Source organism: Streptomyces sp. bgisy159 (genome assembly GCF_965341775.1).
Taxonomy (GTDB): domain Bacteria; phylum Actinomycetota; class Actinomycetes; order Streptomycetales; family Streptomycetaceae; genus Streptomyces.
Genome location: NZ_CBDQZH010000004.1, coordinates 35,614 through 60,331 on the forward strand (window position 1 = coordinate 35,614; position 24,718 = coordinate 60,331).

Annotated in this window: 25 protein-coding genes; 12 read left to right on the forward strand and 13 right to left on the reverse strand. The window is 72.1% G+C overall.

Annotated features, from left to right (window positions below; genetic code table 11):
• Positions 1-78 precede the first annotated feature (78 nt).
• From ACSLTV_RS05760 to ACSLTV_RS05770, 3 genes are all read right to left on the reverse strand, one after another.
• Complete coding sequence (locus ACSLTV_RS05760; protein ID WP_435611734.1) at positions 79-2,553, reverse strand: glycosyltransferase; 2,475 nt, start codon at positions 2,551-2,553, stop codon at positions 79-81.
• Positions 2,550-3,251 carry a GntR family transcriptional regulator gene (locus ACSLTV_RS05765; protein WP_432135071.1) on the reverse strand — a complete coding sequence of 234 codons (702 nt, stop codon included), beginning with the start codon at positions 3,249-3,251 and terminating at the stop codon, positions 2,550-2,552. The genes ACSLTV_RS05760 and ACSLTV_RS05765 overlap by 4 nt, the downstream gene beginning before the upstream one ends.
• 127 nt (positions 3,252-3,378) lie before the next feature.
• On the reverse strand, positions 3,379-4,734 hold the full coding sequence (locus tag ACSLTV_RS05770; RefSeq protein WP_435611735.1) for an aspartate aminotransferase family protein: 1,356 nt from the start codon (positions 4,732-4,734) through the stop codon (positions 3,379-3,381).
• A gap of 454 nt (positions 4,735-5,188) precedes the next feature.
• Between ACSLTV_RS05770 and ACSLTV_RS05775 the strand changes: the two genes are divergently transcribed.
• Positions 5,189-7,060 carry a serine/threonine protein kinase gene (locus ACSLTV_RS05775; protein WP_435611736.1) on the forward strand — a complete coding sequence of 624 codons (1,872 nt, stop codon included), beginning with the start codon at positions 5,189-5,191 and terminating at the stop codon, positions 7,058-7,060.
• A gap of 92 nt (positions 7,061-7,152) precedes the next feature.
• Here ACSLTV_RS05775 and ACSLTV_RS05780 read toward each other — a convergent pair whose 3' ends face one another.
• Positions 7,153-7,899, reverse strand: a complete 747-nt coding sequence (locus tag ACSLTV_RS05780) for an SLATT domain-containing protein (RefSeq protein WP_432135074.1) — start codon at positions 7,897-7,899, stop codon at positions 7,153-7,155.
• 273 nt (positions 7,900-8,172) lie between these two features.
• On the opposite strand from ACSLTV_RS05780, the gene ACSLTV_RS05785 reads away from it, so the two are divergent.
• From ACSLTV_RS05785 to ACSLTV_RS05800, 4 genes are all read left to right on the forward strand, one after another.
• The gene (locus ACSLTV_RS05785) at positions 8,173-8,517 is read left to right on the forward strand and encodes a YbaB/EbfC family nucleoid-associated protein (RefSeq protein ID WP_432135075.1); all 345 of its coding nucleotides are present in this window, start codon (positions 8,173-8,175) and stop codon (positions 8,515-8,517) included.
• Between the two features lie 81 nt (positions 8,518-8,598).
• Positions 8,599-9,198 (forward strand): recombination mediator RecR, encoded by a 600-nt coding sequence (gene recR, locus ACSLTV_RS05790; protein ID WP_131563726.1) that lies wholly within the window; start codon positions 8,599-8,601, stop codon positions 9,196-9,198.
• Positions 9,191-9,856 carry a DUF5063 domain-containing protein gene (locus ACSLTV_RS05795; RefSeq protein WP_432135076.1) on the forward strand — a complete coding sequence of 222 codons (666 nt, stop codon included), beginning with the start codon at positions 9,191-9,193 and terminating at the stop codon, positions 9,854-9,856. Before recR ends, ACSLTV_RS05795 begins: the two co-directional genes overlap by 8 nt.
• On the forward strand, positions 9,853-10,029 hold the full coding sequence (locus ACSLTV_RS05800; protein ID WP_432135077.1) for a hypothetical protein: 177 nt from the start codon (positions 9,853-9,855) through the stop codon (positions 10,027-10,029). The genes ACSLTV_RS05795 and ACSLTV_RS05800 overlap by 4 nt, the downstream gene beginning before the upstream one ends.
• 43 nt (positions 10,030-10,072) lie before the next feature.
• Here the strand turns inward: ACSLTV_RS05800 and ACSLTV_RS05805 are convergent, their stop codons facing one another.
• From ACSLTV_RS05805 to ACSLTV_RS05835, 7 genes are all read right to left on the reverse strand, one after another.
• Positions 10,073-11,242: a GNAT family N-acetyltransferase gene (locus tag ACSLTV_RS05805; RefSeq protein ID WP_432135078.1), complete on the reverse strand. Its 1,170-nt coding sequence runs from the start codon at positions 11,240-11,242 to the stop codon at positions 10,073-10,075.
• A 10-nt stretch (positions 11,243-11,252) separates the two neighbouring features.
• Positions 11,253-11,783, reverse strand: coding sequence for a MaoC family dehydratase (locus tag ACSLTV_RS05810; RefSeq protein WP_432135079.1), 531 nt, complete (start codon positions 11,781-11,783; stop codon positions 11,253-11,255).
• Positions 11,780-12,628, reverse strand: a complete 849-nt coding sequence (locus tag ACSLTV_RS05815; RefSeq protein WP_432135080.1) for an HpcH/HpaI aldolase/citrate lyase family protein — start codon at positions 12,626-12,628, stop codon at positions 11,780-11,782. Before ACSLTV_RS05815 ends, ACSLTV_RS05810 begins: the two co-directional genes overlap by 4 nt.
• A gap of 8 nt (positions 12,629-12,636) precedes the next feature.
• Positions 12,637-12,867, reverse strand: coding sequence for an acyl carrier protein (locus tag ACSLTV_RS05820; protein ID WP_432135081.1), 231 nt, complete (start codon positions 12,865-12,867; stop codon positions 12,637-12,639).
• A gap of 108 nt (positions 12,868-12,975) precedes the next feature.
• Positions 12,976-13,995, reverse strand: coding sequence for a 4-hydroxy-2-oxovalerate aldolase (gene dmpG / locus ACSLTV_RS05825; RefSeq protein ID WP_435611737.1), 1,020 nt, complete (start codon positions 13,993-13,995; stop codon positions 12,976-12,978).
• Positions 13,996-14,008: 13 nt separating this feature from the next.
• Complete coding sequence (locus tag ACSLTV_RS05830) at positions 14,009-14,878, reverse strand: acetaldehyde dehydrogenase (acetylating) (RefSeq protein ID WP_432135083.1); 870 nt, start codon at positions 14,876-14,878, stop codon at positions 14,009-14,011.
• A gap of 85 nt (positions 14,879-14,963) precedes the next feature.
• A complete protein-coding gene (locus ACSLTV_RS05835; protein WP_432135084.1) occupies positions 14,964-15,755 on the reverse strand; it encodes a 2-keto-4-pentenoate hydratase in 792 nt (263 codons plus the stop codon).
• A 183-nt stretch (positions 15,756-15,938) separates the two neighbouring features.
• Between ACSLTV_RS05835 and ACSLTV_RS05840 the strand changes: the two genes are divergently transcribed.
• Positions 15,939-17,315 (forward strand): hypothetical protein, encoded by a 1,377-nt coding sequence (locus tag ACSLTV_RS05840; RefSeq protein ID WP_432135085.1) that lies wholly within the window; start codon positions 15,939-15,941, stop codon positions 17,313-17,315.
• Between the two features lie 12 nt (positions 17,316-17,327).
• On the opposite strand, the gene ACSLTV_RS05845 is transcribed toward ACSLTV_RS05840, so the two are convergent.
• Complete coding sequence (locus tag ACSLTV_RS05845) at positions 17,328-18,068, reverse strand: NUDIX hydrolase (protein ID WP_432135086.1); 741 nt, start codon at positions 18,066-18,068, stop codon at positions 17,328-17,330.
• Between the two features lie 335 nt (positions 18,069-18,403).
• Positions 18,404-18,799: a hypothetical protein gene (locus ACSLTV_RS05850; protein ID WP_432135087.1), complete on the reverse strand. Its 396-nt coding sequence runs from the start codon at positions 18,797-18,799 to the stop codon at positions 18,404-18,406.
• A 102-nt stretch (positions 18,800-18,901) separates the two neighbouring features.
• Between ACSLTV_RS05850 and ACSLTV_RS05855 the strand changes: the two genes are divergently transcribed.
• The 6 genes from ACSLTV_RS05855 (at position 18,902) to ACSLTV_RS05880 (ending at position 24,479) form a co-directional block, all read left to right on the forward strand.
• Complete coding sequence (locus tag ACSLTV_RS05855) at positions 18,902-19,681, forward strand: helix-turn-helix domain-containing protein (protein ID WP_435611820.1); 780 nt, start codon at positions 18,902-18,904, stop codon at positions 19,679-19,681.
• The gene (locus tag ACSLTV_RS05860; protein WP_435611738.1) at positions 19,678-19,863 is read left to right on the forward strand and encodes a DUF397 domain-containing protein; all 186 of its coding nucleotides are present in this window, start codon (positions 19,678-19,680) and stop codon (positions 19,861-19,863) included. The genes ACSLTV_RS05855 and ACSLTV_RS05860 overlap by 4 nt, the downstream gene beginning before the upstream one ends.
• 317 nt (positions 19,864-20,180) lie before the next feature.
• Entirely contained in the window at positions 20,181-21,329 is a 1,149-nt protein-coding gene (locus ACSLTV_RS05865; protein WP_435611739.1) for a hypothetical protein, read from the forward strand.
• 50 nt (positions 21,330-21,379) lie between these two features.
• Positions 21,380-21,973: a Uma2 family endonuclease gene (locus ACSLTV_RS05870; RefSeq protein WP_435611740.1), complete on the forward strand. Its 594-nt coding sequence runs from the start codon at positions 21,380-21,382 to the stop codon at positions 21,971-21,973.
• A gap of 141 nt (positions 21,974-22,114) precedes the next feature.
• Entirely contained in the window at positions 22,115-23,392 is a 1,278-nt protein-coding gene (locus ACSLTV_RS05875) for an aspartate kinase (RefSeq protein WP_432135091.1), read from the forward strand.
• 37 nt (positions 23,393-23,429) lie between these two features.
• Positions 23,430-24,479, forward strand: a complete 1,050-nt coding sequence (locus ACSLTV_RS05880) for an aspartate-semialdehyde dehydrogenase (protein WP_432135092.1) — start codon at positions 23,430-23,432, stop codon at positions 24,477-24,479.
• Positions 24,480-24,718: the final 239 nt, after the last annotated feature.

Here is a 24,718-nt window from a genome sequence, read left to right on the forward strand (position 1 = left end):
TCAGTCAGTGCGTCGACGGGCGCCGGCGGCACGCGTCGTCGTCGGGGCGTTCATCAGGGCGTTCATCAAGGCGTCCGGTCACGGCATAGCAGAGTCATTGTGCAGGTCCCATACCCACACCCCGCCCACCCGGCTCCCGGGACGGCCCACCAGCTTCTCGACCGCCGCCCGCAGTCGCCGCTCGTCCGGTCCCGGGCCGAGTACCACCGCGCCCGCGTTCCAGTACGCGAAGTCCCGCCGCGCCCGCTCCCGGCCCGCCGCGTCGATCTCCGGCACCGCACCGAAGTCCCGCACGTCCACCAGCACGCTCGCCGTGTAGCGCAGCGGGACGCCATAGACGCCGGTGCGGTCGCCGTCGCCGTACGGGCGGTTGAAGTAGCCGCCGGGCAGGCGGAAGCCGAAGCGGGCCGCGATCTGCCAGCGCAGGGCCCGCGCGTCCGTCGGATCGGGGAGGGGGACCGGTACCAGGGACTCGCCGTCGCGGACGTACGACCGCCAGGCGCCGGAGGTGAAGAAGGCGGGCACCTCGGGGCGCGGCTCGGAGCGCAGGGGGGCGGGGACGAGGGGGAGCAGGGCGAGCGCGACGGCCGCGAGGCCCGCGTACCGGACGCCCGCTCGCCGTCCCGCCGCCGAAAGGTCGGCCACCGCCAGGGCGAGCAGCATGCCCAGGACCGGTGCGCAGATCAGGGCGAGTCGCCCCACCAGCACGGAGTCCAGCAGGGGCAGGCCGTCCAGCAGGCCCCAGGGGCCGGGCAGGACGGTGTCCGTGAACGGGACGGGGACGCGCGGGCCCAGCGACAGCAGCGCGGCCCCGGCCGCCGTCGCCGCCAGGGCGCGCACGGCCGGGCGGCGCCGCCACAGCGCCGCCGTGACCGCGCAGGCCAGCAGGGCGAGCGGCCAGCCGTAGAAGGCGTTCTGCTCGGTCGGGTTGACGGAGAGGGCGTTCGCGCGGGCGGCGTCGCCCGCGATCAGGGAGCGTTCGGCGAAGGAGAGCAGGGCGAGCGGGGAGTTCGCGCCGGCCGGGTCGTGGGGGAGGCCGGTGTAGGACTGCGGGCCGGAGAACTGCCAGGTCAGCGGATAGAGGACGAGGGGGAGGCAGACGGCCGCGGCGACCGCCAGTCCGCGGGGCAGCCCGCGCAGGGCGCTGCGGGCGGCGTCCGGCCGTACGGCGGTGTACGCGGCGGCGAAGAGCAGCAGGCCCAGGGCGGTCAGCAGCAGCGCCTCCTCGCCGAGGAAGAGCTGGTAGGCGGTCATCAGGCCGAGGGTCACCGCCGTGCGGGCCGGCCGGTCCGTGCCCTCGGCGAGGCGCAGGACGCGTTCGATGATCGGCGGGACCATGAACAGGAGGGTGAAGTTGGGGTGCGCGTTGGCGTGGCCGACCATCGGCGGGGCGAACGCGGCGAGCAGGGCGCCGACGGTGGCCGCGGCCGGGCGGCCCGGGGTGAGCCGGCGCAGGACCAGGCGGTACCAGGCGGACGCGGTCGCGGCCAGGCCGAGCCACATCACCAGCGCGAGGGTGAGCGCCGGGCCCAGCAGCAGCGTCAGGGGCGTGAGCGGCACCGACAGGCCCGGCATGACCGTGTTGGCCATCAGGTTGACGCCGTCCGGGTAGCCCTGGAGGTCGGTGAAGAGGGGGTTGCGCAGGTGGGCCACGTTGTCGGCGGTCACCGCGAAGAACCACTCCCACTGGTACTGGTCCTGGAGGGAGTCGGTGAGGTAGCGGCGGTCCGGGGCGAGGAGGCGGCCGGAGTAGAGGGCGAGGGAGAGCAGCAGGAAGAGGGCGTCGGCGGGGGCGGGGCGGATGCGGGGGCGGTCCCGGTCGTGGGTGGGGCGGATGCGGGGGCGGTCCCGGTCGTGGGCCGGGCGCACGCGCAGACGGACCAGGTCGCGCAGGAAGCGGGCGTAGTCCGACGGCCGTATCTTCGAGCCGGGCTGGTGCGACCAGCGCACCGGGACCTCCGCCACCGGCCAGCCCGAGCGGTGGAAGTGGCGCAGCACCTCCACGTCGATGGCCCAGCCGTCCACCCGGCTCGCGGCGAACGCGGCGCGCGCCTTGTCGCCGTCGAGGAGTTTGAAGCCGCACTGGGTGTCGCGGATGCCGGGGACGGCGGTGGCGCGGATGAGCAGGTTGCCCGCCCCGCCGAGGAGTTCGCGGACCCGGTGCTGGCGGCGGCCGAGGGCGGCGCCCGGCAGGGCACGGGAGCCGACGGCCGCCGCGTGGCCGTCCGCGAGCGCCTTCTCCAGGACCGCCAGCTCCTCCATGGGCGCGGCGAGATCGGCGTCGGTGAGCAGTATCCGGCGGCCGGTGGTGGCGGCGACGCCGAGCCGCAGGGCGTGGCCCTTGCCGCGGTGCCGCCCGCCGGACACCAGCCGCACCTCCGGGCGGGCGGCGACCAGTGCGGGCGTGCCGTCCGTGGACCCGTCGTCGGCGACCACGACCTCCCAGCTGCCGCCGGCGTCCCGCAGGTACCGCAGGACGGCGTCGAGGGTGCGGCCGAGCCGCCGCTCCTCGTCGTAGGCGGGGATGACGACGGAGAGGTCGGGTGGGGTCACTCCGCCGCCAGTCGCTCGATCAGCGCGAGGGCGTGCGCGTTGTACGCGGCGAGCAGGTCACGGGCGGCCCGTATGTCGCGCCGGTACAGGGCGTCGACCAGTTCCGTGTGGCGCGACCACAGTTGCCCGCGCAGGTCGGTGAGGCGGCGCAGGTGCTGCACCGTGCACACCCAGGACCGCACCCGCAGCCGGTGCAGGAAGTCGGCGAGGTAGGGGTTGCCGAACAGGGCGCTCAGCTCGCGCCAGAACCGCAGGTCGTAGCCGATCAGCACGGTGAGGTCACCGGCGGCCGCCGCCCGCTGGGCCTCCTCGCCGCGCCGCCGCACCGCCGCCACGGTGGGGGCGATCCGGGGGTCGGCCAGATCGTCGTAGTCCCGGCGGCCCTCCTCCAGGGCGAGCAGCATGGCCTCGATGACGAGGCTGCGCGCCTCGACCATGCCCCGGTAGTCCTGCGCCGAGTACTCCGGGACCCGGAAGCCGCGGTGCTGGACCGCTTCCAGCAGGCCCTGCGCGGACAGGTCGACCAGGGCCTCGCGGACGGGGGTCGCGGACACGCCGTACTGCTCGGCGATCTCCTTGACGGTGAACTCCTGGCCCGGCTGCAGCCGCCCCGCGAGCACCTCGTCGCGGAGCGCGTCGGCGATCTGCTGCCGCAGGGTGCTGCGGGTCACTGCGCCGTTGCCGCTGCTGGCGGGCATGGGTCGGGCTTCTCCTCGTCGTCGCGTACGAGCGTGCGGTGACGTGCTCGCCCCTTTCTACGGGCACGTCACCTTACGCGTTCGAATCCGGAGGAACCCTATGTGAGGGGCCGTATCCCGGCCATGGTCAGTCCGTGAAGGTGTCGGCCACCGACAGGGCCGCGTCGAGCGCCGCCAGGCCCTCCTTCAGCTCGGCCTCGCTGACGTTGCAGGGCGGGACGACGTGCGTGCGGTTCATGTTCACGAACGGCCACAGGCCGTGCTGCTTGGCGGCCGTCGCGAAGGCCGCCATCGGCGCGTTCGCCTCACCGGACGCGTTGTACGGCACCAGCGGCTCGCGGGTCTCGCGGTTCCTCACCAGCTCCAGGGCCCAGAACATGCCGGTGCCGCGCACCTCGCCGACGCTGGGGTGGCGCGCGGCCAGCTCGCGCAGCGCCGGGCCCACCAGCGACTCGCCGAGCCGGGCGGCGTTCTCCACGACGCCCTCCTCGGTCATCACGTTGATCGTGGCGACGGCCGCGGCGCAGGCCAGCGGGTGCCCCGAGTACGTCAGGCCGCCGGGGTAGGGCCGGGTGGCGAAGGTCCGCGCGATGCGCTCGGATATGGCGACGCCGCCGAGCGGCACGTACCCGCTGTTGACGCCCTTGGCGAAGGTCATCAGGTCCGGCACGACGTCGAACAGGCCGGCCGCGAACCAGGTGCCGGTCCGGCCGAACCCGGCCATGACCTCGTCCAGCACGAACACGATCCCGTGCCTGTCGCAGATCTCCCGGACCCCGGCGAGGTAGCCGGCCGGCGGGACCATGATCCCCGCGGTGCCGGGGACGGTCTCCAGGACGATCGCCGCGACGGTGCCCGGGCCCTCGAAGGCGATCGTCGTCTCCAGGTGCTCCAGCGCCCGCGCGCACTCCTGCTCCTCCGTCTCCGCGTAGAAGCGGGAGCGGTAGAGGAAGGGCGCCCAGAAGTGGACCACGCCGTTGGTGGCGCTGTCGCTGGGCCAGCGGCGCGGGTCGCCGGTGAGGTTGACGGCCTGCTGGGTGCCGCCGTGGTACGAGCGGTAGGCGGAGAGCACCTTGGGGCGGCCGGTGTGCAGCCGGGCCATGCGTACGGCGTGCTCGACGGCGTCGGCGCCGCCGTTGGTGAAGAAGATCCTGTCCAGGTCGCCCGGGGTCCGCTCGGCGATCAGCCGGGCCGCCTCCGACCGCGCCTCCACCGCGAAGGCGGGCGCGAAGGTGGTCATCCGCCCGGCCTGCTCCTGGATCGCGGCGACGACCTTCGGGTGCTGGTAGCCGATGTTGGTGTAGACGAGGCCGCTGGTGAAGTCGAGGTAGCGGTTGCCGTCGTAGTCCCAGAAGTACGACCCCTCGGCGCCGGCGACGGCGAGCGGGTCGATGAGTTCCTGCGCGGACCAGGAGTGGAAGACGTGCGCACGGTCCGCGGCCTTCACGGCGGCGCCGGCCTGGGGGTTCGGCTGAGGGGTCATGCGGGCGAGGGTAGATGTCCGCGATGCGGAAGCGGTATCGGCGTCCTGTCTGCGGACCGGGGGTTTTTGCGACAGGTTGTCGGGCGGTCGGGGCACGGGGGCCGGGCTACGAGGGCCGGGGCACGGGGCGGGGTGTGTGGGGCCGCCGGGGCGCGGGGCGGGGTGTTCGGGTCCGCTGGGGGCGGGGCGGGGTGTGTGGGGCCGCCGGGCGCGGGCCGGGGCGTGTGGGGCCGCCGGGCGCGGGCCGGGGCGTGTGGGGCCGCCGGGCGCGGGCCGGGGCGCGCGGCGCCGCTGGGGGCGGGCCGGGGCGCGCGGGACCGCCGGGCGTGGACCTGGGTGTTCGGGGCCGGTCGGGCAACCCGTTACGGAACCGTAGACCCCGGGCCGCACGACTGTCGGAACGGCCGGATTATCCTCGGCCCGTTCACATGTGTGGGGGGAAGGTGGGGCGGCGATGGAGAAGCTCGGTCCCGGGGACCCGCAACGGATCGGCGGCTACCGGCTGCTCGGACGGCTGGGCGCCGGCGGAATGGGACAGGTCTACCTCGCCCGGTCCGACCGGGGGCGGATGGTCGCCGTCAAGCTGGTCCGGCCGGAACTGGCGGCCCGCGACGAGTTCCGGGCGCGGTTCCGGCAGGAGGTACGCAGCGCCCAGCGGGTCGGCGGCTACTGGACCGCGCCCGTCCTCGACGCCGACACCGAGGCCCCCGTGCCCTGGGTCGCCACCGGGTACGTCGCCGGGCCGAGCCTGCAGCAGGTCGTCGGCCGCGACCACGGGCCGCTGCCCGAGCGCTCGGTCCGCATCCTCGCGGCCGGGCTCGCGCACGCCCTCACCAACATCCACGCGGCGGGCATCGTCCACCGCGACCTCAAGCCGTCGAACGTCATGGTCACCATAGAGGGCCCCCGGGTCATCGACTTCGGGGTCGCCCGGGCCCTGGAGACGCTGGCAGGATCGCCCGCCGCCGCCGACCTCACCCGCACCGGCGCGCTGATCGGCTCGCCCGGGTTCATGGCCCCCGAGCAGGTGCGCGGCGAACGCATCACGCCCGCCTGCGACATCTTCTGCCTCGGCTCCGTCCTCGCCTACGCCGCCACCGGCACCCTGCCGTTCGGCACCGCGGACAGCGGGGCGCACGCGCTGATGTTCCGCGTCGCCGAGGAGGAACCCGACCTCACCGGACTGCCCGAGGGCATCGCCGACCTGGTCCGCGCGTGCCTGCGCAAGGACCCGGCGGCCCGGCCGTCCCTGGCGTGGATTCTCGAACACACCGGTGCCGAGGACACGGTCTCCGAGGGCCGCTCCCGCGAGCCCTGGCTCCCCGGCACGCTCGTCGCCCAGCTGGGCCGGCACGCCGTGCGCCTCCTCGACGCGGAGGACCCGCAGGCGGCGACCGAACACGCGGGCCGGGACGGCGCCGGGGCCGCCCCCGCACCCGGCCCCTGGCCGGCGGCCGGGCGGACCGCGCCCACGGTCGGCCATCCGGCGTACGGGGCTCCGGCGCAGCAGCATCCGCAGCCGGCCTACGGATATCCGGCCGCGGGGCACTGGCCGGGAGCCGTCGGCGCGCCGACCGGCGGCGGACACGGCGGACCCGGCGGACCCGCAACGGCTGTCGGGCCCGGAGTGCCCGGCGGGCCGGTCCCGGGCAACCCGTACGCCCAGTCGCCCACGTACACCACCGCCCCGCCCCCCGTGCCCTACCCGCAGCCCACCCCGTACGGCTACGACGGCACCCCGGACCACCCGGAACCGGAGCCGCCCCGGCGCGGCCGGCGCGGGACGGCACTGCTGGTCGGCATCGCGCTGGTCGTCGCCCTCGCGGCCGGCGGCTCGGTGTACGCGTACCTGAACGACGGCGACGACACCCGCGCCGACGCGGACCCGACCCCGACGGCCGCGCCGACGACCCCCGCGCAGAGCCCCACGCGGCCGAGCCCGACGGCCTCGCCGTCCCCCTCCCCGTCGCCCTCTGCCTCGGCCGACGGCGCGGTCCCCCAGGCGTACCTAGGCACCTGGACGACGACGATCGACAGCGCGTCGGGCTCCGACAGCCGCAGGCTCACGCTCACCCAGGGCGAGGTGGGGGACACGGTGCTGAAGTTGATCGCCGACGGCGCCGGCTACCACTGCGAGTTCGCGGCCCCCCTGAGCCGGCGCCCCGCCGCGGACGGCCCCCTGCGCATCGGCCCCTCCACGGTCACCACGGGCGAACCCGCCACGTCCTGCACTCCCGGCGACCCCACCGAGATCACGCTCCTGGCGGACGGCCGTCTGGAGCGGGTGAACACCGCCACCGGCGAGAAGCTGACGTACTCCCGCTGAGCGCCGGGCGCCTGCCTGGAATCGGGCGGGTCCTGTGGCCTGCCTGGGTTCGGGTGGGTGGTGGCGTGGTGTGTCCGGGCGGGTCCCGCCGCCTACCTCGGCTCGGGCGGCCGCTGGCGCGGCATGTTCGGCCGGGCCCCGTTCGGCGGAGCCGGAAACCGTCCCGGTACCCCCTGCTCGGGAACCCTGCTCGTCCCGGACACCGCCGTCTGGAGGCCCAGCGGGGCCGACCCGGTGCGGAACTCCACCATCCACTCGGCCGTCTCCGTGCGCACCAGCTCCGTCACGTCCTCGGAGAACCGCCGCAGCACCCCGAGACACCGCTCGGCCGCCTCGCTCGCCGTGCCCTCGGCCGGCCCCAGCACCTCGCGCACGCTCTCCGACGCCCACTCGAACTGCAGCACCTGCAACCGCCGCTGCACCGCCTGCGCCGTGGCGACGTCCCTTATCCACCCGGACGTCACCCCGAAGAACCGGTCCACCCCCACACACGCCACCGCCAGCAGCAGTGCCAGGTACCCCCAGGCCGCCGCCCCGCCCATCACCCCGGCGAGGTCCAGCAGCGGCAGCGCCGCCCCGGTCACCGCGCCGGCCGCGGCGCCGGCCCGCAGCGCCCGCGCGCCCCGCCGCTTCCACACCCGGTCGGCCAGGTACCAGGCCGCCGTCTCCAGCGCCCCGCGCTCCACCCACCGGTACAGCTCGTCCAGCCGCTGGGCGGGCTCCCCCCAGTCGCCGAGCGGAAACGCCCGCCCGGTCAGGTCGCCCGGCCGCAGCCCGGCCGGGCCCTCGCCCCGCCCGTCCTGAGGCAGACCTTCGGGCTGCATCTCCGGCTGACCCACCCGGCACTCCCTACTGACTTCGTCCTGACCGCGCTGGCCGCGCTGACTGATGCTCCTGGATGCTCCTGTGCCGCCCCCTTCCTACCCCCCAACGGGTGGCGGTGGGGCGGCTTTGGTGCCTTTGCCGCCCGGAAGGAGCCCTTGATCAGGTATAGACCGGGCAGCCAACTCACTCGAAAGAGTGCCGGGGCGAGCGTCACCCGGACCACGTAGGCTCGTGCCGAGCGGGAAAACCCGCACGGACGCCGACGTCAGGACGCAAGGGAGCTGATCGTGATCCCCGGTGGTGGCCAGCCCAACATGCAGCAGCTGCTCCAGCAGGCCCAGAAGATGCAGCAGGACCTGGCCAGGGCCCAGGAGGAACTGGCGAACACGGAGGTCGACGGGCAGGCCGGCGGCGGCCTGGTGACGGCCACCGTCACGGGCTCCGGCGAGCTGCGGGCCCTGAAGATCGACCCGAAGGCCGTGGACCCCGAGGACACCGAGACCCTCGCGGACCTGGTCGTCGCGGCCGTCCAGGCGGCCAACGAGAACGCGCAGGCCCTCCAGCAGCAGAAGCTCGGCCCGCTGGCCCAGGGCCTGGGCGGCGGCACCGGCATCCCCGGCCTGCCGTTCTGACCGGATGACCGGGGTGTCTTTCTCAGACACCCGGGGCCGATTACCGTACGTACAGCAAAGACAGGAAAGGACGGCAGTCCGTTGTACGAAGGCGTGGTCCAGGACCTCATCGACGAACTGGGGCGGTTGCCCGGCGTCGGTCCCAAGAGCGCGCAGCGGATCGCCTTCCACATCCTGCAGGCCGAGCCGACGGACGTACGCCGTCTCGCGCAGGCCCTGATGGAGGTCAAGGCGAAGGTCCGCTTCTGCGCCACCTGCGGCAACGTGGCGCAGGAGGAGCTGTGCGGCATCTGCCGCGACGCCCGCCGCGACCCTGCCGTCATCTGCGTCGTCGAGGAGCCGAAGGACGTCGTCGCGATCGAGCGGACCCGCGAGTTCCGGGGCCGCTACCACGTCCTCGGCGGCGCGATCAGCCCCATCGAGGGCGTCGGACCCGACGACCTGCGTATACGAGAACTTCTCGCGCGGTTGGCCGACGGGACGGTCACGGAGCTGATCCTTGCCACGGACCCGAATCTGGAAGGCGAGGCCACGGCCACGTACCTCGCCCGCATGATCAAACCCATGGGCCTGAAGGTCACCCGCCTGGCCAGCGGCCTCCCGGTGGGCGGCGACCTGGAATACGCGGACGAGGTCACCCTCGGCCGCGCCTTCGAGGGGAGACGACTCCTAGATGTCTGACGCCACGCTGCACGCGACCGAGCACGACCCGGACGACTTCGCGGTCCAGATCGCGGACCAGGTGGAGAGCTTCCTGGTGGCCGTCACGGAGGTCGCGAAGGGTGACGAGCCGGGCTCGGCGGTCCCCTTCCTCCTCCTGGAGGTCTCCCAGCTCCTGCTGGCCGGCGGCCGGCTGGGCGCCCACGAGGACATCGTCCCCGACGAGCGCTACGAGCCCGACCCGGGCCCGGAGCCGGACGTGGACGGCCTCCGCGAGAACCTTGCCCGCCTGCTCGACCCGATCGACATCTACTCCGAGGTCTTCGACCCCTACGAGCCGCGCAAGGCACCCGTGCCCGCCCGCATCTCCGACGACCTCGCCGACGTGATCACCGACCTGCGCCACGGCATGGTCCACTACCGCGCGGGCCGGACCACCGAGGCCCTGTGGTGGTGGCAGTTCTCCTACTTCTCCAACTGGGGCTCCACGGCCTCCGCCACCCTGCGCGCCCTGCACTCCGTCCTCGCCCACATCCGCCTGGACCAGCCCCTCGAAGAACTCGACGGCCTGGACACCGACCAGGGCATGGGCGACGACACCCTGGAGTTCGAGGCGGGCCGCGTCATGGCCCAGGAGATCGCGGGACCGCTGGGGATGCAGCCGGGGCAGCGAGGATGACCGAGTACCGGACCTGGGCCGAGGCCAAGCGCAGGATCCGGGCGAGCCAGCCCGGTGTGTCCGACGCCGACTGGAAGGCCCGCGAGCAGGCGGCCCGCAAGACGACCGAGATGTCGATCGTCGCCCACCACCGGATCGAACAGGGCATTGATCCGGTGCCTGACGCACCGTGACAACCGAATGGGCGGAGCGCTTCGGGAGCTTCGGGCGGGGCGGCTAGAAGTGATCGGGCAGCCAGGGTTCGAGCTGTGTCGTGCTACGGATCAGAGTTGTGAGCCCTTGCTCTGATACGGCGCGGACTCCGGCCATACGAGCCGAGGCGGTCGACCGGTAACCGCCGGCGTACCAGACCGCGAGCTGGTGGCGGGTGAAGGTGGCGTGTCCCTCGATGAGTGTGGGGGTGATCTCGGCCGCTCCCGCCTCGATCCGGAGCATCCACCTGTCCTGCTCACCGGTCTCGTTCTCGATCTCGATCGGCACGACGGTGGTGAGGTCGGCAGGCCAGCCGCGGAGCTGGATGGCTTTGGGGGCGTCGAGGATGCGCAGCATCCAGGGGTGCCAGGCTTCGGCGTTCGTGCGGTGATGGTGCAGGCCGTGCAGAAGGGTCGGGTAGGGCGGGAGGGCGCCACGGCGGAACGTGATAGCGCGGGCGCGGGTGTCGTGGCGGCCGAGGAAGGCCAGCATGGAGGCGGCGGTGGGCTGGTTGGCGGCCCAGAAGTCGTGGACGACCAGGTTCATGCCGTGGCGCTGATGCCGTGTGGTCGTGAGGTTGAGGAGACCGGTTGTGGGGTGGCCGGGCAGGGCGAAGCGGTAGGTGATGAGGTCGCTCTTGGCCTGCTTCCACCGGGCCCACCAGGAGGGGCGGTCGATCGGCCCGTTCCATTCGCGGGCGAGGTCCCGCTGGAGGGCTTCGGCTTCGTCTGTGAGTCCGTGGTCGACCTCGAAGTTCCCGAGCGTGTAGGCGCGTTTGAGGTCGTCGGTGGCCACTTCCCAGGCGAGGACGTCGGTGGGGGCTTCCCATCCGAGGCGGCGGGCGTAACCGGTTGAGGACGTGGTGATCGCGGAGACGACCGCGCCTCGCTCGATCAGGGGTTGCAGTCGTGCGGCCGTCATGTCGGCTGCGAGGCGGTCGCCGCGCTCCTCGGGGGCCACGCAGCCGGCGCCGAGGCAGGCGCTGGGGACGGGGGCACCGCCGAAGAACTGGTCGACGAAGAGGCCGAGGCCGCCGGCGACGACCCGGCCGCCGCGAACGGCGACTCGAAGATCGGCGTGCTCGCGCAGGTGGGTGATGTCGCCGACCGGATGACCGTAGGCGCGTGCGGCGAGCTGGTCGTACTGCTCCCACAGTCCCTCGTCGGCGGGGGTGAAGGTGAGGATCTTGTTCATGAGCCGGCCTTCAGTAGCGGGTGGCGTTGCGGGCGGCGTCGGCGTCCAAGGGCACGAGGAAGGCACGGGTGAAGGCGAGGACGCTGGTGCCCGCCTGGTTGTGGGCGGTGGTGTGGCAGGTGATGACCCCGGTGTCGGGACGGCGCTCCGAGACCCTGCGGGTGAGGATCTCCGTCTCGGCGTACAGGGTGTCGCCGATGTGGACGGGGGCGGTGAACCGCACCTGGTCGATGGCGAGGTTGGCGCTGGTCATGCCGCTGACGCTGCGGACGGTCATACCGCCGACGAGATTGAGGGTGACGCCGGAGCAGACCAGGATGCGGCCCCACCGGGTCCGGCCGCTGTAGTGGGCGTCGGTGTGGAGGGGGGCGACGTTGCCGCTCAGAGCGGTGCCGATGAGGTTGTCGGCTTCGAGGATGGTCCGGCCGGGCCGGTGCTCGATGACCAGGCCGGGGACGAGTTCTTCGTAGGAGAGGCCGACGTTCTCCCGTACGCGAGCCTCGCCGATCCGGCGGTAGCCGTGGGGCAGGCCGGCGCTCACGGCGTGTGGTCCGCTTCGGCGACGACCGCGCGGGCGGCGTTGAAGAAGGGGGTGCCGCGCATCTGCCCGCTCACGGTGGTCACCGTTCCGCCGCTGGCATCGGCGGCCGCGACGACGACCCGGGCCTGAGCGATCTCCTCGGCGGTGGGTGTGAAGACGTCGTTGATCACCTGCACGTGGCGGGGGTGGACGCAGCCTTTCCCGGAGAATCCCAGGTCCTTGGCGCGCTCGGCGTCGCGGCGCAAGGTGTCGGGGTCGTTGAGTTCCCAGGTGGGGGCGTCGATGGCGGGGATGCTCGCGGCGCAGGCGGCATTGATGAGAGCCGAGCGGGCGTAGTGGAGGGCGTCCCAGCTCAGGCCGCAGCGGACGGAGGCGGCGTAGTCGGCGGAGCCGAAGATCACGCCGCCGAGCCGGGGCGCCTGCATGATCGACGGGAGGGTGTCGAAGGCCCGGGGGCTTTCGATCAGCGCCCAGATGTCGGGGGTGTAGCCGTCGGCGTCGAGCGCGGCGGCGACGAGTTCGATGTCGCGGGGGGATTCGACCTTGGGGATCACGATGAGGCCGGGCCGGGCGGTGTAGCCGGCGAGGGCCGCCAGGTCCTTCATGCCCTCGATCGTCGTGAGGCCGTTGATCCGGATACCGAGGGTGCACGGAGGGCCGGTGACGAAGAAGTCTTCCGCGGCGGTGCGGGCGTCCTGCTTGTCGTGGAGGGCGACGGAGTCCTCGATGTCGACGAGGGCGACCGCGGCGCCGGATGTGCGTGCGCCGGCGAAGCGGTCTCGGCGCAGGCCGGGTGTGATGATCCAGGCCCGTCCGGGGCGGCGGCTGGTGCTGACGCTGGTCATGCGGGTGGTCACCTCGTGCTTCGCTTGGCGGTGATGAGCTGGTCCAGCTCCTTGAGGGTGGCGGTGTGTTCGATCTCCCGGTAACTGACGTCGATGCCGTAGCGCTCGGCGAGCAGGACGGAGAGTTCGACGACGGCGAGCGAGTCGAGTCCTGCGTGGTCGAGGCCGGCTTCGCCGGTGAGCCGGTCAGCCGGAAGGTTGAGGTCGTCGAGCAGGATGCGGGTGAGGTCCTCGTTCACGATCGGTCCTCTCGGAGGCAGTGGAGGGAAGAGGCCGGACAGGGCGACGGCCGCCCTGGGGCGGTCCGGCCGGGCTGGAGACGGCCGTCGCCGGCGCGCTGACGCGGGCTATCGGCTGGTCGTCTTCAGCCGTCGGGCGACCTCGCCGATGAGGTCTTCCTGGCCGGCGACGACCTGACGCTCGCCGAGGGCGAGGAACAGGTCGAGGGGGTCGACACCTTCGGTGCGCGCGATCTCCAGGACCGGCCGCTTGAAGCCGGAGAACACCCCGGCCAGCCCGCTGACGACGGCGATCGAGTCGGTGACCGGCGGGCCCTTCATCAGGCGATCGTCGGCGACGTCGGCGGCGGCCAGGATCTCGCGGAGCCCGATCCCGGTGTCCATGCCGCGGCGTTCGAGGACGGCCACGAGGACTTCGAGCTGCGTGTTGCCGGCTCCGGCGCCGAATCCGCGTGCGGTCGCGTCGATGACCGATGCGCCGGCATCGACGGCGGCCAGCGAGTTGGCCACCGCCAGCCCCAGGTTGTTGTGGCCGTGGAAGATCACCGGTACGTCGACGGCGGCGACGATGGCCTGCACGCGCTCGGTGACGTCGGCAGGGAGGTAGTGGCCCGCGGAGTCCATGATGCCGACGGCCTGGGCGCCGAACTCCACCATCAGGGCGCACTGCTCGGCGAGTTCGCCGGGGCCGGCCATGTGGCTCATGAGCAGAACGCCCTGGGCTTCGGCGCCGAGGTCGCGGACGACGCCGAGGTGGCGTTCGGTGACGTCGGCTTCCGTGCAGTGCGCGGCGATGCGCACGATGTCGGCGCCGTGGCGGACAGCGGCCGTCAGGTCACCGGAGGTACCCCAGCCCGGGGCCATGAACACGCCCATCCGGGACGAGGTGAGGGCCGCACGGACGGTGGTGAGCATCGTGGCGTCGTCGAGCCTGGCGCGGCCGATCTGGAGGCTGGAGGCGCCCAGGCCGTTGCCGTGGCCGACTTCCACCACGGGCACCTTCGCGGCGTTCGCGGCGGTGGCGTAGGCGCGGAGCTGGTCTGTGTCCAACTGGTGGCCGACGGCGTGGTGGCCGTCGCGCAGTGTCGGGTCGTGCAGGAGGATCCGGGGCCGCTCGGGGCTGTTCATGGGGTGTGTCCTTTCATCGCGGGGCGGCGGCCGACTGTTCGGCGAGCAGGACGGCGGCGGCGTTGATGATGTCGACGCTTCCGGCGTGGCGGGGCAGGCGGCGGCCGGAGGCGGTCACCTCCACCGCGACCGAGATGCGGCCCGGCTCCACGGCGAGGGAGGTCACCTGGTACCCGGGTGCATAGGTGCGCACGGTGTCGGCGGCGGCCGCGATGCCGGTGCGCACCGATGCCGGGCTCATGCCGTCGGCGAGGACGGTCATGGCCACCCGGAACGGCGGGGCGGGCCGCGCGGGGCTGAGATTGACCAGCACCTTCACCTGCCGGGTCCCGGTGAATGCGTGGATGGCGGCGGCGGTGGCGGCGATGTACTGGTCCAGGTTCAGGCGGGTGGCTCGGCCGGCGCTCGCGCTCGCTGCGGTGGAGACCACCTCGATGTAGGTGGGGGTGCAGCGCTGGGCGATGGCGTGCAGGACCGGGATGGCCGCCTGCCCGCCGCAGCTGATCAGGTTGAAGTGCCGGTGGGCTCCCGGGCGGTGGTCGCTGATGCCGGGCACGAGGATCGTGCCGGAGCCGGTGGGGGTGAGATCGACCAGGGTTGCGCCGGTCGGGCGAAGAGCCGCCCAGTGCTCGGCGTGATTCTCGGCGTTCGTAGCGTCGAAGACCACGTCGAAGGGACCGGAGTCCAGCAGGGCACGGACTCCGCCCGCGGTGGTCGGATGACCCATCTCGGCCGCCCGGCGCAGTCCCAGGCTGTCCCGGTCGCGGCCGGCCACGAGGGCCAGTTCCAGCTTCGCCGTCCGGCAGATCTTGTCGACGAGGTCTGTTCCGATCAGGCCCGCGCCGAGTACGGCGACACGCAGACGCTGTTCATCAGCGGCCATCGGCCGCTCCTTTCGCAAGGTGACGGAAAGGTAGATTGAGTAGGAGGTGCGGCGCCCTGCGAACGTGACGCGGGGCGAAGGACAGCTAGCGCACGTGCAACTCCACCGACGGCAGATGCTGCGAGCGGGCATGCACCGTGCTCGGGGCCTCCAGGGGGAGGCTGGCGTGAACGGCTCCGGCCAGGGCAAGCTGGCCGGCGCGCAGGCCGCCGCCGACGCGGTGCAGCCGTCCGGCGAGCCAGACCAGGGCTCGAAGCGGATCGCCGAGGACAGCGCGGCCCTCCCCGGTGACGACAGCGGCGCCGCCGACGCTGACGACCAGGGGCTCGGCGGCCAGGTCCATACCCGTGTCCAGCGGCACCGGGTGGCCGGTGACGACCCGCGCGCAGGAAGCGTTGTCGGCGATGCTGTCCGCGACCGTCATCCGCCAGCCGGTGAACCGGGTGTCGATCACCTCCAGGGCGAGGAACACCTCCTTAACCGCCGCCCGGGCCTCCTCCAGGCCTACTCTCGGCCCCCCGAGGTCGCAGCCGAGACGAAACGCGATCTCCGCCTCCACCCGTGGCCGCATCAGCACGGAACGCTCCAGGACGCCTCCGGTGGGCAGCACCATGTCGTCGAGCAGGACACCGGAGTCCGGCTCGCCGACGCCCATCTGTTCCTGCATGGCCTTCGAGGTCACACCGGCCTTGTGACCGACAACGCGGGCACCGGCGGCGACCCGCCGTGCGATCACCGCAGCCTGCACCCGGTAGGCGGCTTCCAACGCCAGGCCCGGCTGTCGGACAGTCAGCGCGTCGATCGGGACTCGCTCGTACTCGGCCGCCAGCAGAGCTGATGCCGTACTGGCGATCCAGCGGTCATCCTCGGCATCCATGGCAATCCCTCCCTGGGACGTGCGGCATCTGTTCGGGGAGCAGTCGTGGGCACGGGAGCAGATCCGGGCGGCGCTGCCCGCCGCCGTGCATCGGGCCTGATGAAGAGTCAACCGACTTAGGCCGCACGGCGGTACGGTGGCGGGCAGACCAAGCGGTATATCGCGTATACGGGGCAGGTGCTCATGACCACGCGCACGCCGAACGTCCGGCTCAGGGCTCTTGTCGCCGAGTCCGGTCTCACTTACGAGGCGCTGGCCAAGCAGGTCTGCGCGGTCGCAGCCGAATGCGGCACGCGCTTACGCACCAACAAGTCCAACATCGAACACTGGTGCCGCGGCTCTGTCCCTCGCGGGCACACGCCCGTATTCCTCGCGGTCGCGCTCTCCCGGCGCCTGGGCCGCATCCTGACCCCCGCCGACCTCGGCCTGCCCTCGTCGGCGGACACTGGAAGTGACGCCACCGGGCTGTCGCTCGCGAGTGACCCGCTGGACGCCCTGCTGCCGATGTGGAGGTACGAGTTGGACCGCCGCAGCCTCCTGACGGCCTCCGCCTACTCCGTAGCAGCCGCAGCCCTGCCCCTCCATCACCTCCAGGACATCGCAGCCCGCACCACCGCCGTCACCCGCACCGGCCACACCGTCGGCACGGCCGAGGTCGCCGCCGTCCGAGACATGATCACCGCGTTCTCCGAGATGGACGAGCGCCATGGCGGACAGCATGGCCGCAGCGCCCTGGTCGCCTACCTCCGTGACGACGTCGCCCCGCTGTGCCGGGCCCGGTTCAGCACCGACGACGTCCGCCGGCAGATGCTCTCCGCCGCCAGCCGCGGCGTCCACCTACTGGGCTGGAAGTCGTACGACGCCGGACAACAGGGACTGGCCCAGCGCTACTACCTCCAGTCCTACGCCCTGGCCGCCGAGTCCGGCCTGCGCGGACACGACGGCTTCGTCATGCGCACCATGGCGATGCAGGGCCTCAAGCTCCACCGCCCCGAGCACTGCCTGGGCCTTGCCGAGACCGGCCTGAACCGGGCCAAAGGGCACGTGGATGCCCAGACGGAAGCCCTCTTCCGCGTCGTCCACGCCCACACCCTGGCCAAGAGCGGCAAGCGCCGCGCGGCACTGGCCGAGACCGAGCACGCCCGCGGCCTGCTGACCGATGCGCCCGGCGACGAGCCACAGTTCTGGGCACTGACCTGGGGACCGCCGGCCGCCTCCGTGCACTCCCGCGCCGCCAAGGTCTACGAGACTCTCGGCGACCATCGGTCCGCAGCCGAGCACTACGCGCTGGCCGCCACGGCCCGCCCGGCCGACACCTACGCGCGGATCGTCGCCCTGGACATGGTCGCCGGTGCGGAGATGCACCTCAAGCGCGGCAGCATCGAGCAGGCGTGCGCCATCTGGCACCGGGCCATGGACCACATGAGCGGCGTCCGATCCGTCCGCACCCGCAAGGCCGTGGCCCGCATGCGCAGCGACCTGGCACGCTTCCGAGCCCGTGGCCTGCGGTGCGTGAACGAACTCGACGAACGTGGACGCGACTTCCTCGCCAACGGCTGAAGCAGCCCACCCTCAGCGATGCCCGAAGTAGCGGCGGACGATCGGCTCCAGGTAGTCCGCGTGTGGACCGGCCAGGCCGGCCAGCTCACCCGGGGCGCGCACCAGGGCCATATCGTCGAGTTCAGGAGTACGGCCCTGGGCACGGTCGGCGTCCGCAGCTGCGGCGAATCCCGCGCGAAGCACCGTCTCGGGCAAGGCGGGAGCCAGATAGGTCAGGCCGACACTGTCGTTCTCGCCCCGGGTGACCACCCACAGCTTCAGGTGCTCGGCAGCCGCGCCGATCCCCACTTCCTCCAGCAGCTCCCGCGCGCCCTGCCCGGCCAGGGCTGACTCGTCCAGGACCTCCCCGTCCTGGGGAGGCTCCACAGACCCTCCCGGGAGCTGCCAGCGGCCCGGGGCCGCCGTGGAGGAGGACATCCTCACCGCCAGCACACGGCCATCAGTGGTCGGCTGTACGACGTTCACGAACAGGGAGGGCAACGCGGTCGTGCCCGGAACCCGGCGCAGTGCGTAATGCCGGTAGGTCACCCGCACCCAGGTCAGGCGGAGGACGCGCGTACCCGCCCACTCCAGCCCCCCGCAGGCCACCACGGGACCGTCGAAGAGGCCGGGATTGGCCCGGGCCGCCGCATCCCACACCCGGTCCCGGGCCGCTGCGTCCCGCGGAGACAGCGGCGGCTCCGCGGACTCGATCAACTGAAGCTGATCGGCGTCGATGAGGTCAGCCCCCGCAGGGGGCAGCGTCTCGGTCACCGGCTCATCGTAGGACTCGCCGCCCAACCGGCCGGGGACAGCTCTCGTCGGACGGCATCGCGGAGTGGCACACGACGACGCGGCAACCGCGACTCCGAAGCTTCGCTCGTACAGTCTTCCGCCGGCTTCTGCGGCGCCCGACAACCGAGCCTCCGACCGTGTACAGCACGGCGCGCGGACGCGCAGCTCCGAGCGCGGACTCGGCGACGGCGTGGATCGACATCTCGGGCGCCGCTCGGACCCTCTGCCAGCTTGCCTGACCGAAGCGAGATCGGCCCTGGCACGGGTCGGCGAATCACGACAGCGACCGAGGAGCAAGTGGTCCCCACGGTTACTCAGCGAGTCAGGGTGGCGTGCAGCGCCGGCGGGTCGACGTACGGAGCCGTGCGGGTCGGCTCGCTGTACCAGCGCAGGGGCCAGGTGTCGCCGTCGAGGGCCGGGATGCCGAGGTAGGTGACGGTGTGCTCGCCCCGGCCGCCGAGCCGCTGCACGCCCAGGGGCCAGTCGTAGCCCTGGGACATGCCGGGTGGGAGCAGGAAGTACACCCAGCGGCTCCCGCCCGCCTCGCACACGATCGGGCCCGCGTCCCCGTCCGACCGCTCGACCAGCCACTCGGCGACGGCCTCACCCCTGCGGCCCTCGACCCGTACCGCGTCGAAGTACACGCCGACCAGACGGAGTTGGTGGCCGGCCGCCGGGACCCAGTCGGGGCGGTGCATTGTGCTCGTCATGGTCACACGATCGCCGTCGCGCGGCTACGCTCGGTAGTGACCCAGGTGATACACAGCGCGGTGTACCGGTCGGAGGTGCGGTCCGTGACCCAGTCGCCCCCCATGTGGCGCTTCAGCGGCAACCAGTTGAAGCGCTGGCGGACGAAGGCCAACGTTTCCCGGGAGGAGTTGGCCGCCGCCTCCAACTACTCCCCGGACACGATCAAGGCAATGGAGCAGGGGGCGCGCATGCCGACGCCCCGAGTGCTGGACGTGGCGGACGAGTTGTGCGGGGCGGAGGGGTTGCTGAGGGCGGCTAAGGACTACTTGAGCAGGGAGAAGTTTCCGCCGAGGGCGCAGGAGTTCATGGAACGGGAGAAGGAGGCCATCAGTCTCTGGTGGTATGAGACCAGCCTGGTGCCGGGCCTTCTGCAGACCGAGGGGTACGCGCGTCGGCTGATCCAGCACCGATACCCGCCGCTCGAAGAAGAGACGATCGAGCAGCGGATCGAGGGACGCATGGAGCGTCAGGCCAGCCTGGCCATGCGTAAGCCGCCGGTCGGCCTGTGCTTCGTTCTCTACGAGGCGGTTCTGCGCAGCCCGTTCGCGACCGCCGAGCAACTGGAGCGTCTGCTGACGGATTCTCGCCTGTCGAACGTCCATATCCAGGTGCTGCCGTTCGAGAGGGCCACGTTCCCGGCGGCGCTAATGGGGCCCATGGTTCTGCTGGAGACTCGGGACCACGAGCGGTTCGCCTTCACCGAGGGGCAGTTCGCGAGCGAACTCTCTGCTGACCCGGAGACGGTCAGTAATGTGACCGAGCGGATGAGCATGATCCGCGCCCTGGCACTCAGCCCCGCTGAGTCAGCCGGATTCATCGAGGAAGTGGTGAAGAAGCAGTGAGCGAGCATCGGCAGTGGCACAGGTCCAGCTACAGCGACGATGAGGGCGGCGCCTGCGTCGAAGTCCGCATAGCCTCCGCCGCCGTCCAGATCCGCGACTCGAAGACCCCCACCACCCCTCACGTCCGTCTCACCGCTCCCGCCTGGTCGGCGTTCCTCGCCGCACTTCGGCCCGGGGCTTGAGCCTCGGGCTTCGAGCCCTTCCAAGCTCTTTTCCGGGTTCTGGGTTGGTTGAAATTCAACCCAACCAACCCATCTTGAACGGAAGTTGACGACGCCTAGCCCGAATGGGTGACGTTCGGTGATCGGCTTGCGGCGGAGCGTGACGCGGCTCTAGGTTCGCGGCAACAGAAACGGCCCCGGTCGGTGCGCCAACACCGGCTCCGGGGCCTGGACCGACGAATCGAATCGAGCCTTCGATCGTGGCTTGCGCTCACCTTAGTCCCGCCCTGCCGTCCCCGTCCCACCCCATGGCCAAAACGGGTTACGGCAAACGCCCCGTGGGTGACGAAGACCCGCACGCCGACGCGGACTTCGCACACCTGCGCCCCCGCGACCGTGAGATCGCCGTCTTCATCGACCACCTCGACGAGGGCCACGCGATGGGCTACAAGGCCCTCGCCGCCGTGCACCCCCGCTACGGCCAGCAGGCCGTCCGTACGTCGATGCAGCGCCTCACCGACGCCGGGCACCTGTGCCACATCCGCGAGCACCTCGTGATCGAGGACAACTCGATGTGGTGGGTCACGCGGACGTACTGGTCGCGGACGCGCAGGTCGGCCGAGTGGTGGGCGGACTTCGCGCGGATGCGCAAGGGGCGGGTCGTGTACGAGGACCACCGCCCGGGGCTGGCGCGCATCGAGGAGCCGCCCGCAGGGGCCGCGCCGGAACAGGCGTCGCCGGAACAGGCACCGCCGGAGCAGGCACCGCCGGCCGATGAACCGCAGACCGCCCCCGAACCGCAGGCCACCGCCCCCGAACCGCAGGCCACCGCCCCCGAACCGCAGGCCACCGCCCCCGAACCGCAGGCCACCGCCCCCGAACCGCAGGCCACCGCCCCCGAACCGCACGCGACCGTCCCCGAACCGCAGGCCGGTCCGGCTGCCACCACGCCCGCCTACCGAGCCCTCGCCGAGCTACGGGACACCGACGCCCGGATGCCGCTGTCCGAATCCGAGTGCCGGGCGCTCGAAGGCCTCGCCGCGGAGTGGCTCGCGCGCGGTTCGACACCCGAAGACCTCACCCGCGCCCTGACGGACGGGCTGCCGTCCGACGTGACCAACCCGGGCGGACTCGCCCGCAGACGACTGGAGGACAAGATGCCCCCGAAGAAGGCCAGGATCCGGCAGAAGGCGGCACCCCGCCGCGCCCGGGTGGACCGCGTGATCATGTGCTGCGTGACCTGCGACGCGGACGAGCGGACGGTGCGCATCGAGGGCGGGATGTGCCCGGAGTGCCGTGCCGAGTACGAGGCGGACCTGGCGGCGGAGGCGGCCGGTGAGCTGGACGCGGGATACGTCCCGAGCACGTTCCTGGCCGACCCCGACCCGGCGTTCGACTCCGTGTACGAGGTCGTGGACGTCGCCCGCCGCGCGGCCGAGGTGCGGGCGGCGGGCGGACTGCGGCCCCGGGCGGAGAGGGCGCGATGAGCGTGCGGGAGGTGCCGGTCGGGGCACCATGGTGCCGAGGAGGCGACGCCATGACCCCCAGGACCGAGCACCGGCCGCAGATGTCCGTCGAGGAGTTCGAGGAACTGGAACGCCATGCCCCGGAGCACGTGCGGCTGGAGTTCGTCCACGGAAGGGTCCAGGTCAAGCCGGTGACCGACGGCAATCACGACCAGATCGTCGCCTGGTTGCAGCGACTGTGCATGCAGCACCGCCCCGAGCTGTGGCTCTACGGGGACCGGGGCCTCAGGGTCGAGAAGTACCGGAAGGGCAGGGCACGTCCGGACGGGGTCCTCGCGCCGTTCGGGTTCGCGAAGGGGCACGGTGACTGGTCGGATGCGGCCGGTGTGCTCATGGTCGTCGAGGTCACGTCGCACGACTCCGACACCGACCGGCGCGACCGGATCGAGAAGCCCGACGGTTACGCCGCCGCCGGCATCCCCGTGTACCTCCTCGTCGACCGGGACGACCGTTCCGTCGTCGTCTTCGACGCCCCGGAGGGCGGCTGCTACCGGCACCAGGAGAAGCTGCCCTTCGGTGCCACGGTCGCACTCCCCGCCCCCGTGGACATCACCCTGGACACCGCTCCGCTCGCGGAACTCGCCGAATGCGGACCTGAGACTTAGCGCACAGCCATCATTCGCGTGACACTGGGCAGGGTCCTCCCCGAGCGTCGACCGCGGGTCTCACCATGCGGTATCCCAGAGGGGGATTTCGGACGCTCGTTAGACTGATCGGGCAATCGACAAACTGAGCGAGGAGCGCACGTGGGCCTTGTCGTGCAGAAGTACGGAGGCTCCTCCGTAGCCGATGCCGAGGGCATCAAGCGCGTCGCCAAGCGGATCGTGGAAGCGAAGAAGAACGGCCACCAGGTGGTCGTCGTCGTTTCCGCGATGGGCGACACGACGGACGAGCTGATCGATCTCGCCGAGCAGGTGTCTCCGATGCCTGTCGGGCGTGAGTTCGACATGCTGCTGACCGCCGGGGAGCGGATCTCGATGGCCCTGCTGGCCATGGCGATCAAGAACCTGGGCCACGAGGCCCAGTCCTTCACCGGCAGCCAGGCAGGTGTCATCACCGACTCGGTCCACAACAAAGCCCGGATCATCGATGTCACGCCGGGCCGTATCCGGCAGTCCATCGACCAGGGCAACATCGCCATCGTCGCCGGGTTCCAGGGCGTCAGCCAGGACAAGAAGGACATCACCACCCTCGGGCGTGGCGGGTCCGACACCACGGCCGTGGCGCTCGCCGCCGCGCTGGACGCCGAGGTCTGCGAGATCTACACCGACGTGGACGGCGTGTTCACCGCCGACCCGCGCGTGGTGAAGAAGGCGAAGAAGATCGACTGGATCTCCTTCGAGGACATGCTGGAGCTCGCCGCGTCCGGCTCCAAGGTGCTGCTTCACCGGTGCGTGGAGTACGCCCGCCGATACAACATCCCGATCCACGTCCGGTCCAGCTTCAGCGGACTGCAGGGCACGTGGGTCAGCAGTGAGCCGATTGAGCAAGGGGACAAGAAGGTGGAGCAGGCCATCATCTCCGGTGTCGCGCACGACACCTCCGAGGCCAAGATCACGGTCGTCGGCGTGCCGGACAAGCCGGGCGAGGCCGCCACGATCTTCCGGGCGATCTCGGACGCCGAGATCAACATCGACATGATCGTGCAGAACGTGTCCGCCGCCTCCACCGGCCTGACGGACATCTCCTTCACCCTCCCCAAGACCGAGGGCCGCAAGGCCATCGACGCCCTGGAGAAGGCGAAGACCGGCATCGGCTTCGACTCGCTGCGCTACGACGACCAGATCGGCAAGATCTCGCTGGTCGGCGCGGGCATGAAGACGAACCCCGGCGTCACCGCCGACTTCTTCACCGCCCTGTCCGACGCCGGTGTGAACATCGAGCTGATCTCGACCTCCGAGATCCGCATCTCGGTCGTCACCCGCGCCGACGACGTCAACGAGGCCGTGCGCGCCGTGCACACCGCCTTCGGGCTCGACTCCGACAGCGACGAGGCCGTCGTCTACGGAGGCACCGGGCGGTGACCGCCCGCCGCACCGGATCGTACGGAGGCGTACGACGATGAGGGACCGTCCGACGCTCGCGGTCGTGGGAGCGACCGGGGCCGTCGGCACGGTGATGCTCCAGATGCTGTCCCACCGGGCGGACGTCTGGGGCGAGATCCGTCTGATCGCCTCGCCGCGCTCGGTCGGCCGCAAGCTGGCCGTGCGCGGCGAGGAGGTCGAGGTGGCGGCGCTCTCGGAGGAGGCGCTGGACGGGGTGGACATCGCCCTGTTCGACGTGCCCGACGAGGTGGCCGCCCAGTGGGCGCCGGTCGCGGCGGCCAAGGGCGCGGTGGTCGTGGACACCTCCGGCGCCTTCCGGATGGACCCCGACGTGCCGCTGGTGGTGCCCGAGGTCAACCCGCACGCACTGCGGATCCGGCCGCGCGGCATGGTCGCCAACCCCAACTGCACGACCCTGACGATGATCGTCGCCCTGGGCGCGCTGCACGCCGAGTTCGGGCTGCGCGAGCTGGTGGTGTCGTCGTACCAGGCGGTCAGCGGGGCGGGCCGGGCCGGGGTGGAAGCCCTGCGCCGGCAGATGTCCCTGGTGGCCGGTACCGAACTGGGGACCAGCCCGGGTGACGTGCGCCGGGCCGTGGGCGACGACACCGGGCCGTTCCCGGAGCCGGTCGCGCTGAACGTGGTGCCGTGGGCCGGGTCGGCGCGGGCGGACGGCTGGTCGTCGGAGGAGATGAAGGTGCGGGACGAGTCCCGCAAGATCCTCGGGCTGCCGAAGCTGCCGGTCGCCGTGACCTGCGTCCGGGTGCCCGTGGTCACCGTGCACTCCCTGACCGTGCACGCCCGTTTCCAGGACGAGGTCACCGTCGACCGGGCCCGCGAGATCATCGCGACCGCGCCCGGTGTGGTGCTCTTCGACAACCCGGAGGCCGGTGAGTTCCCGACGCCCGCGGACGTGGTCGGCACCGACCCGACCTGGGTGGGCCGGGTGCGCCGGGCGCTGGACGACCCGACGGCGCTGGAGCTGTTCGTCTGCGGGGACAACCTGCGCAAGGGCGCGGCCCTGAACGCCGTGCAGATCGCGGAACTGGTGGCGGTGGAGCGGTAGGGCCGGCGGTGATCCGCCATCGGGCCTGGCCAGGGCTGATAACGCCTTTGTAAGATTCGCACACAGGCTTGCTCCCCGTTTTCCCGCAACCGCGTGGAGGCGGGGAGCGTCTTTGCGGTGCGTAGGGGGCGCCGTGGGCCGGACGTGGGGACGTCCGGTCGCCGGTACACAGGGGAAGAAGCGGGGCGTATGAGGAGAAGCGGGACGCCGTCTGTTGTGCTGCGCCGGAACGGACGGGG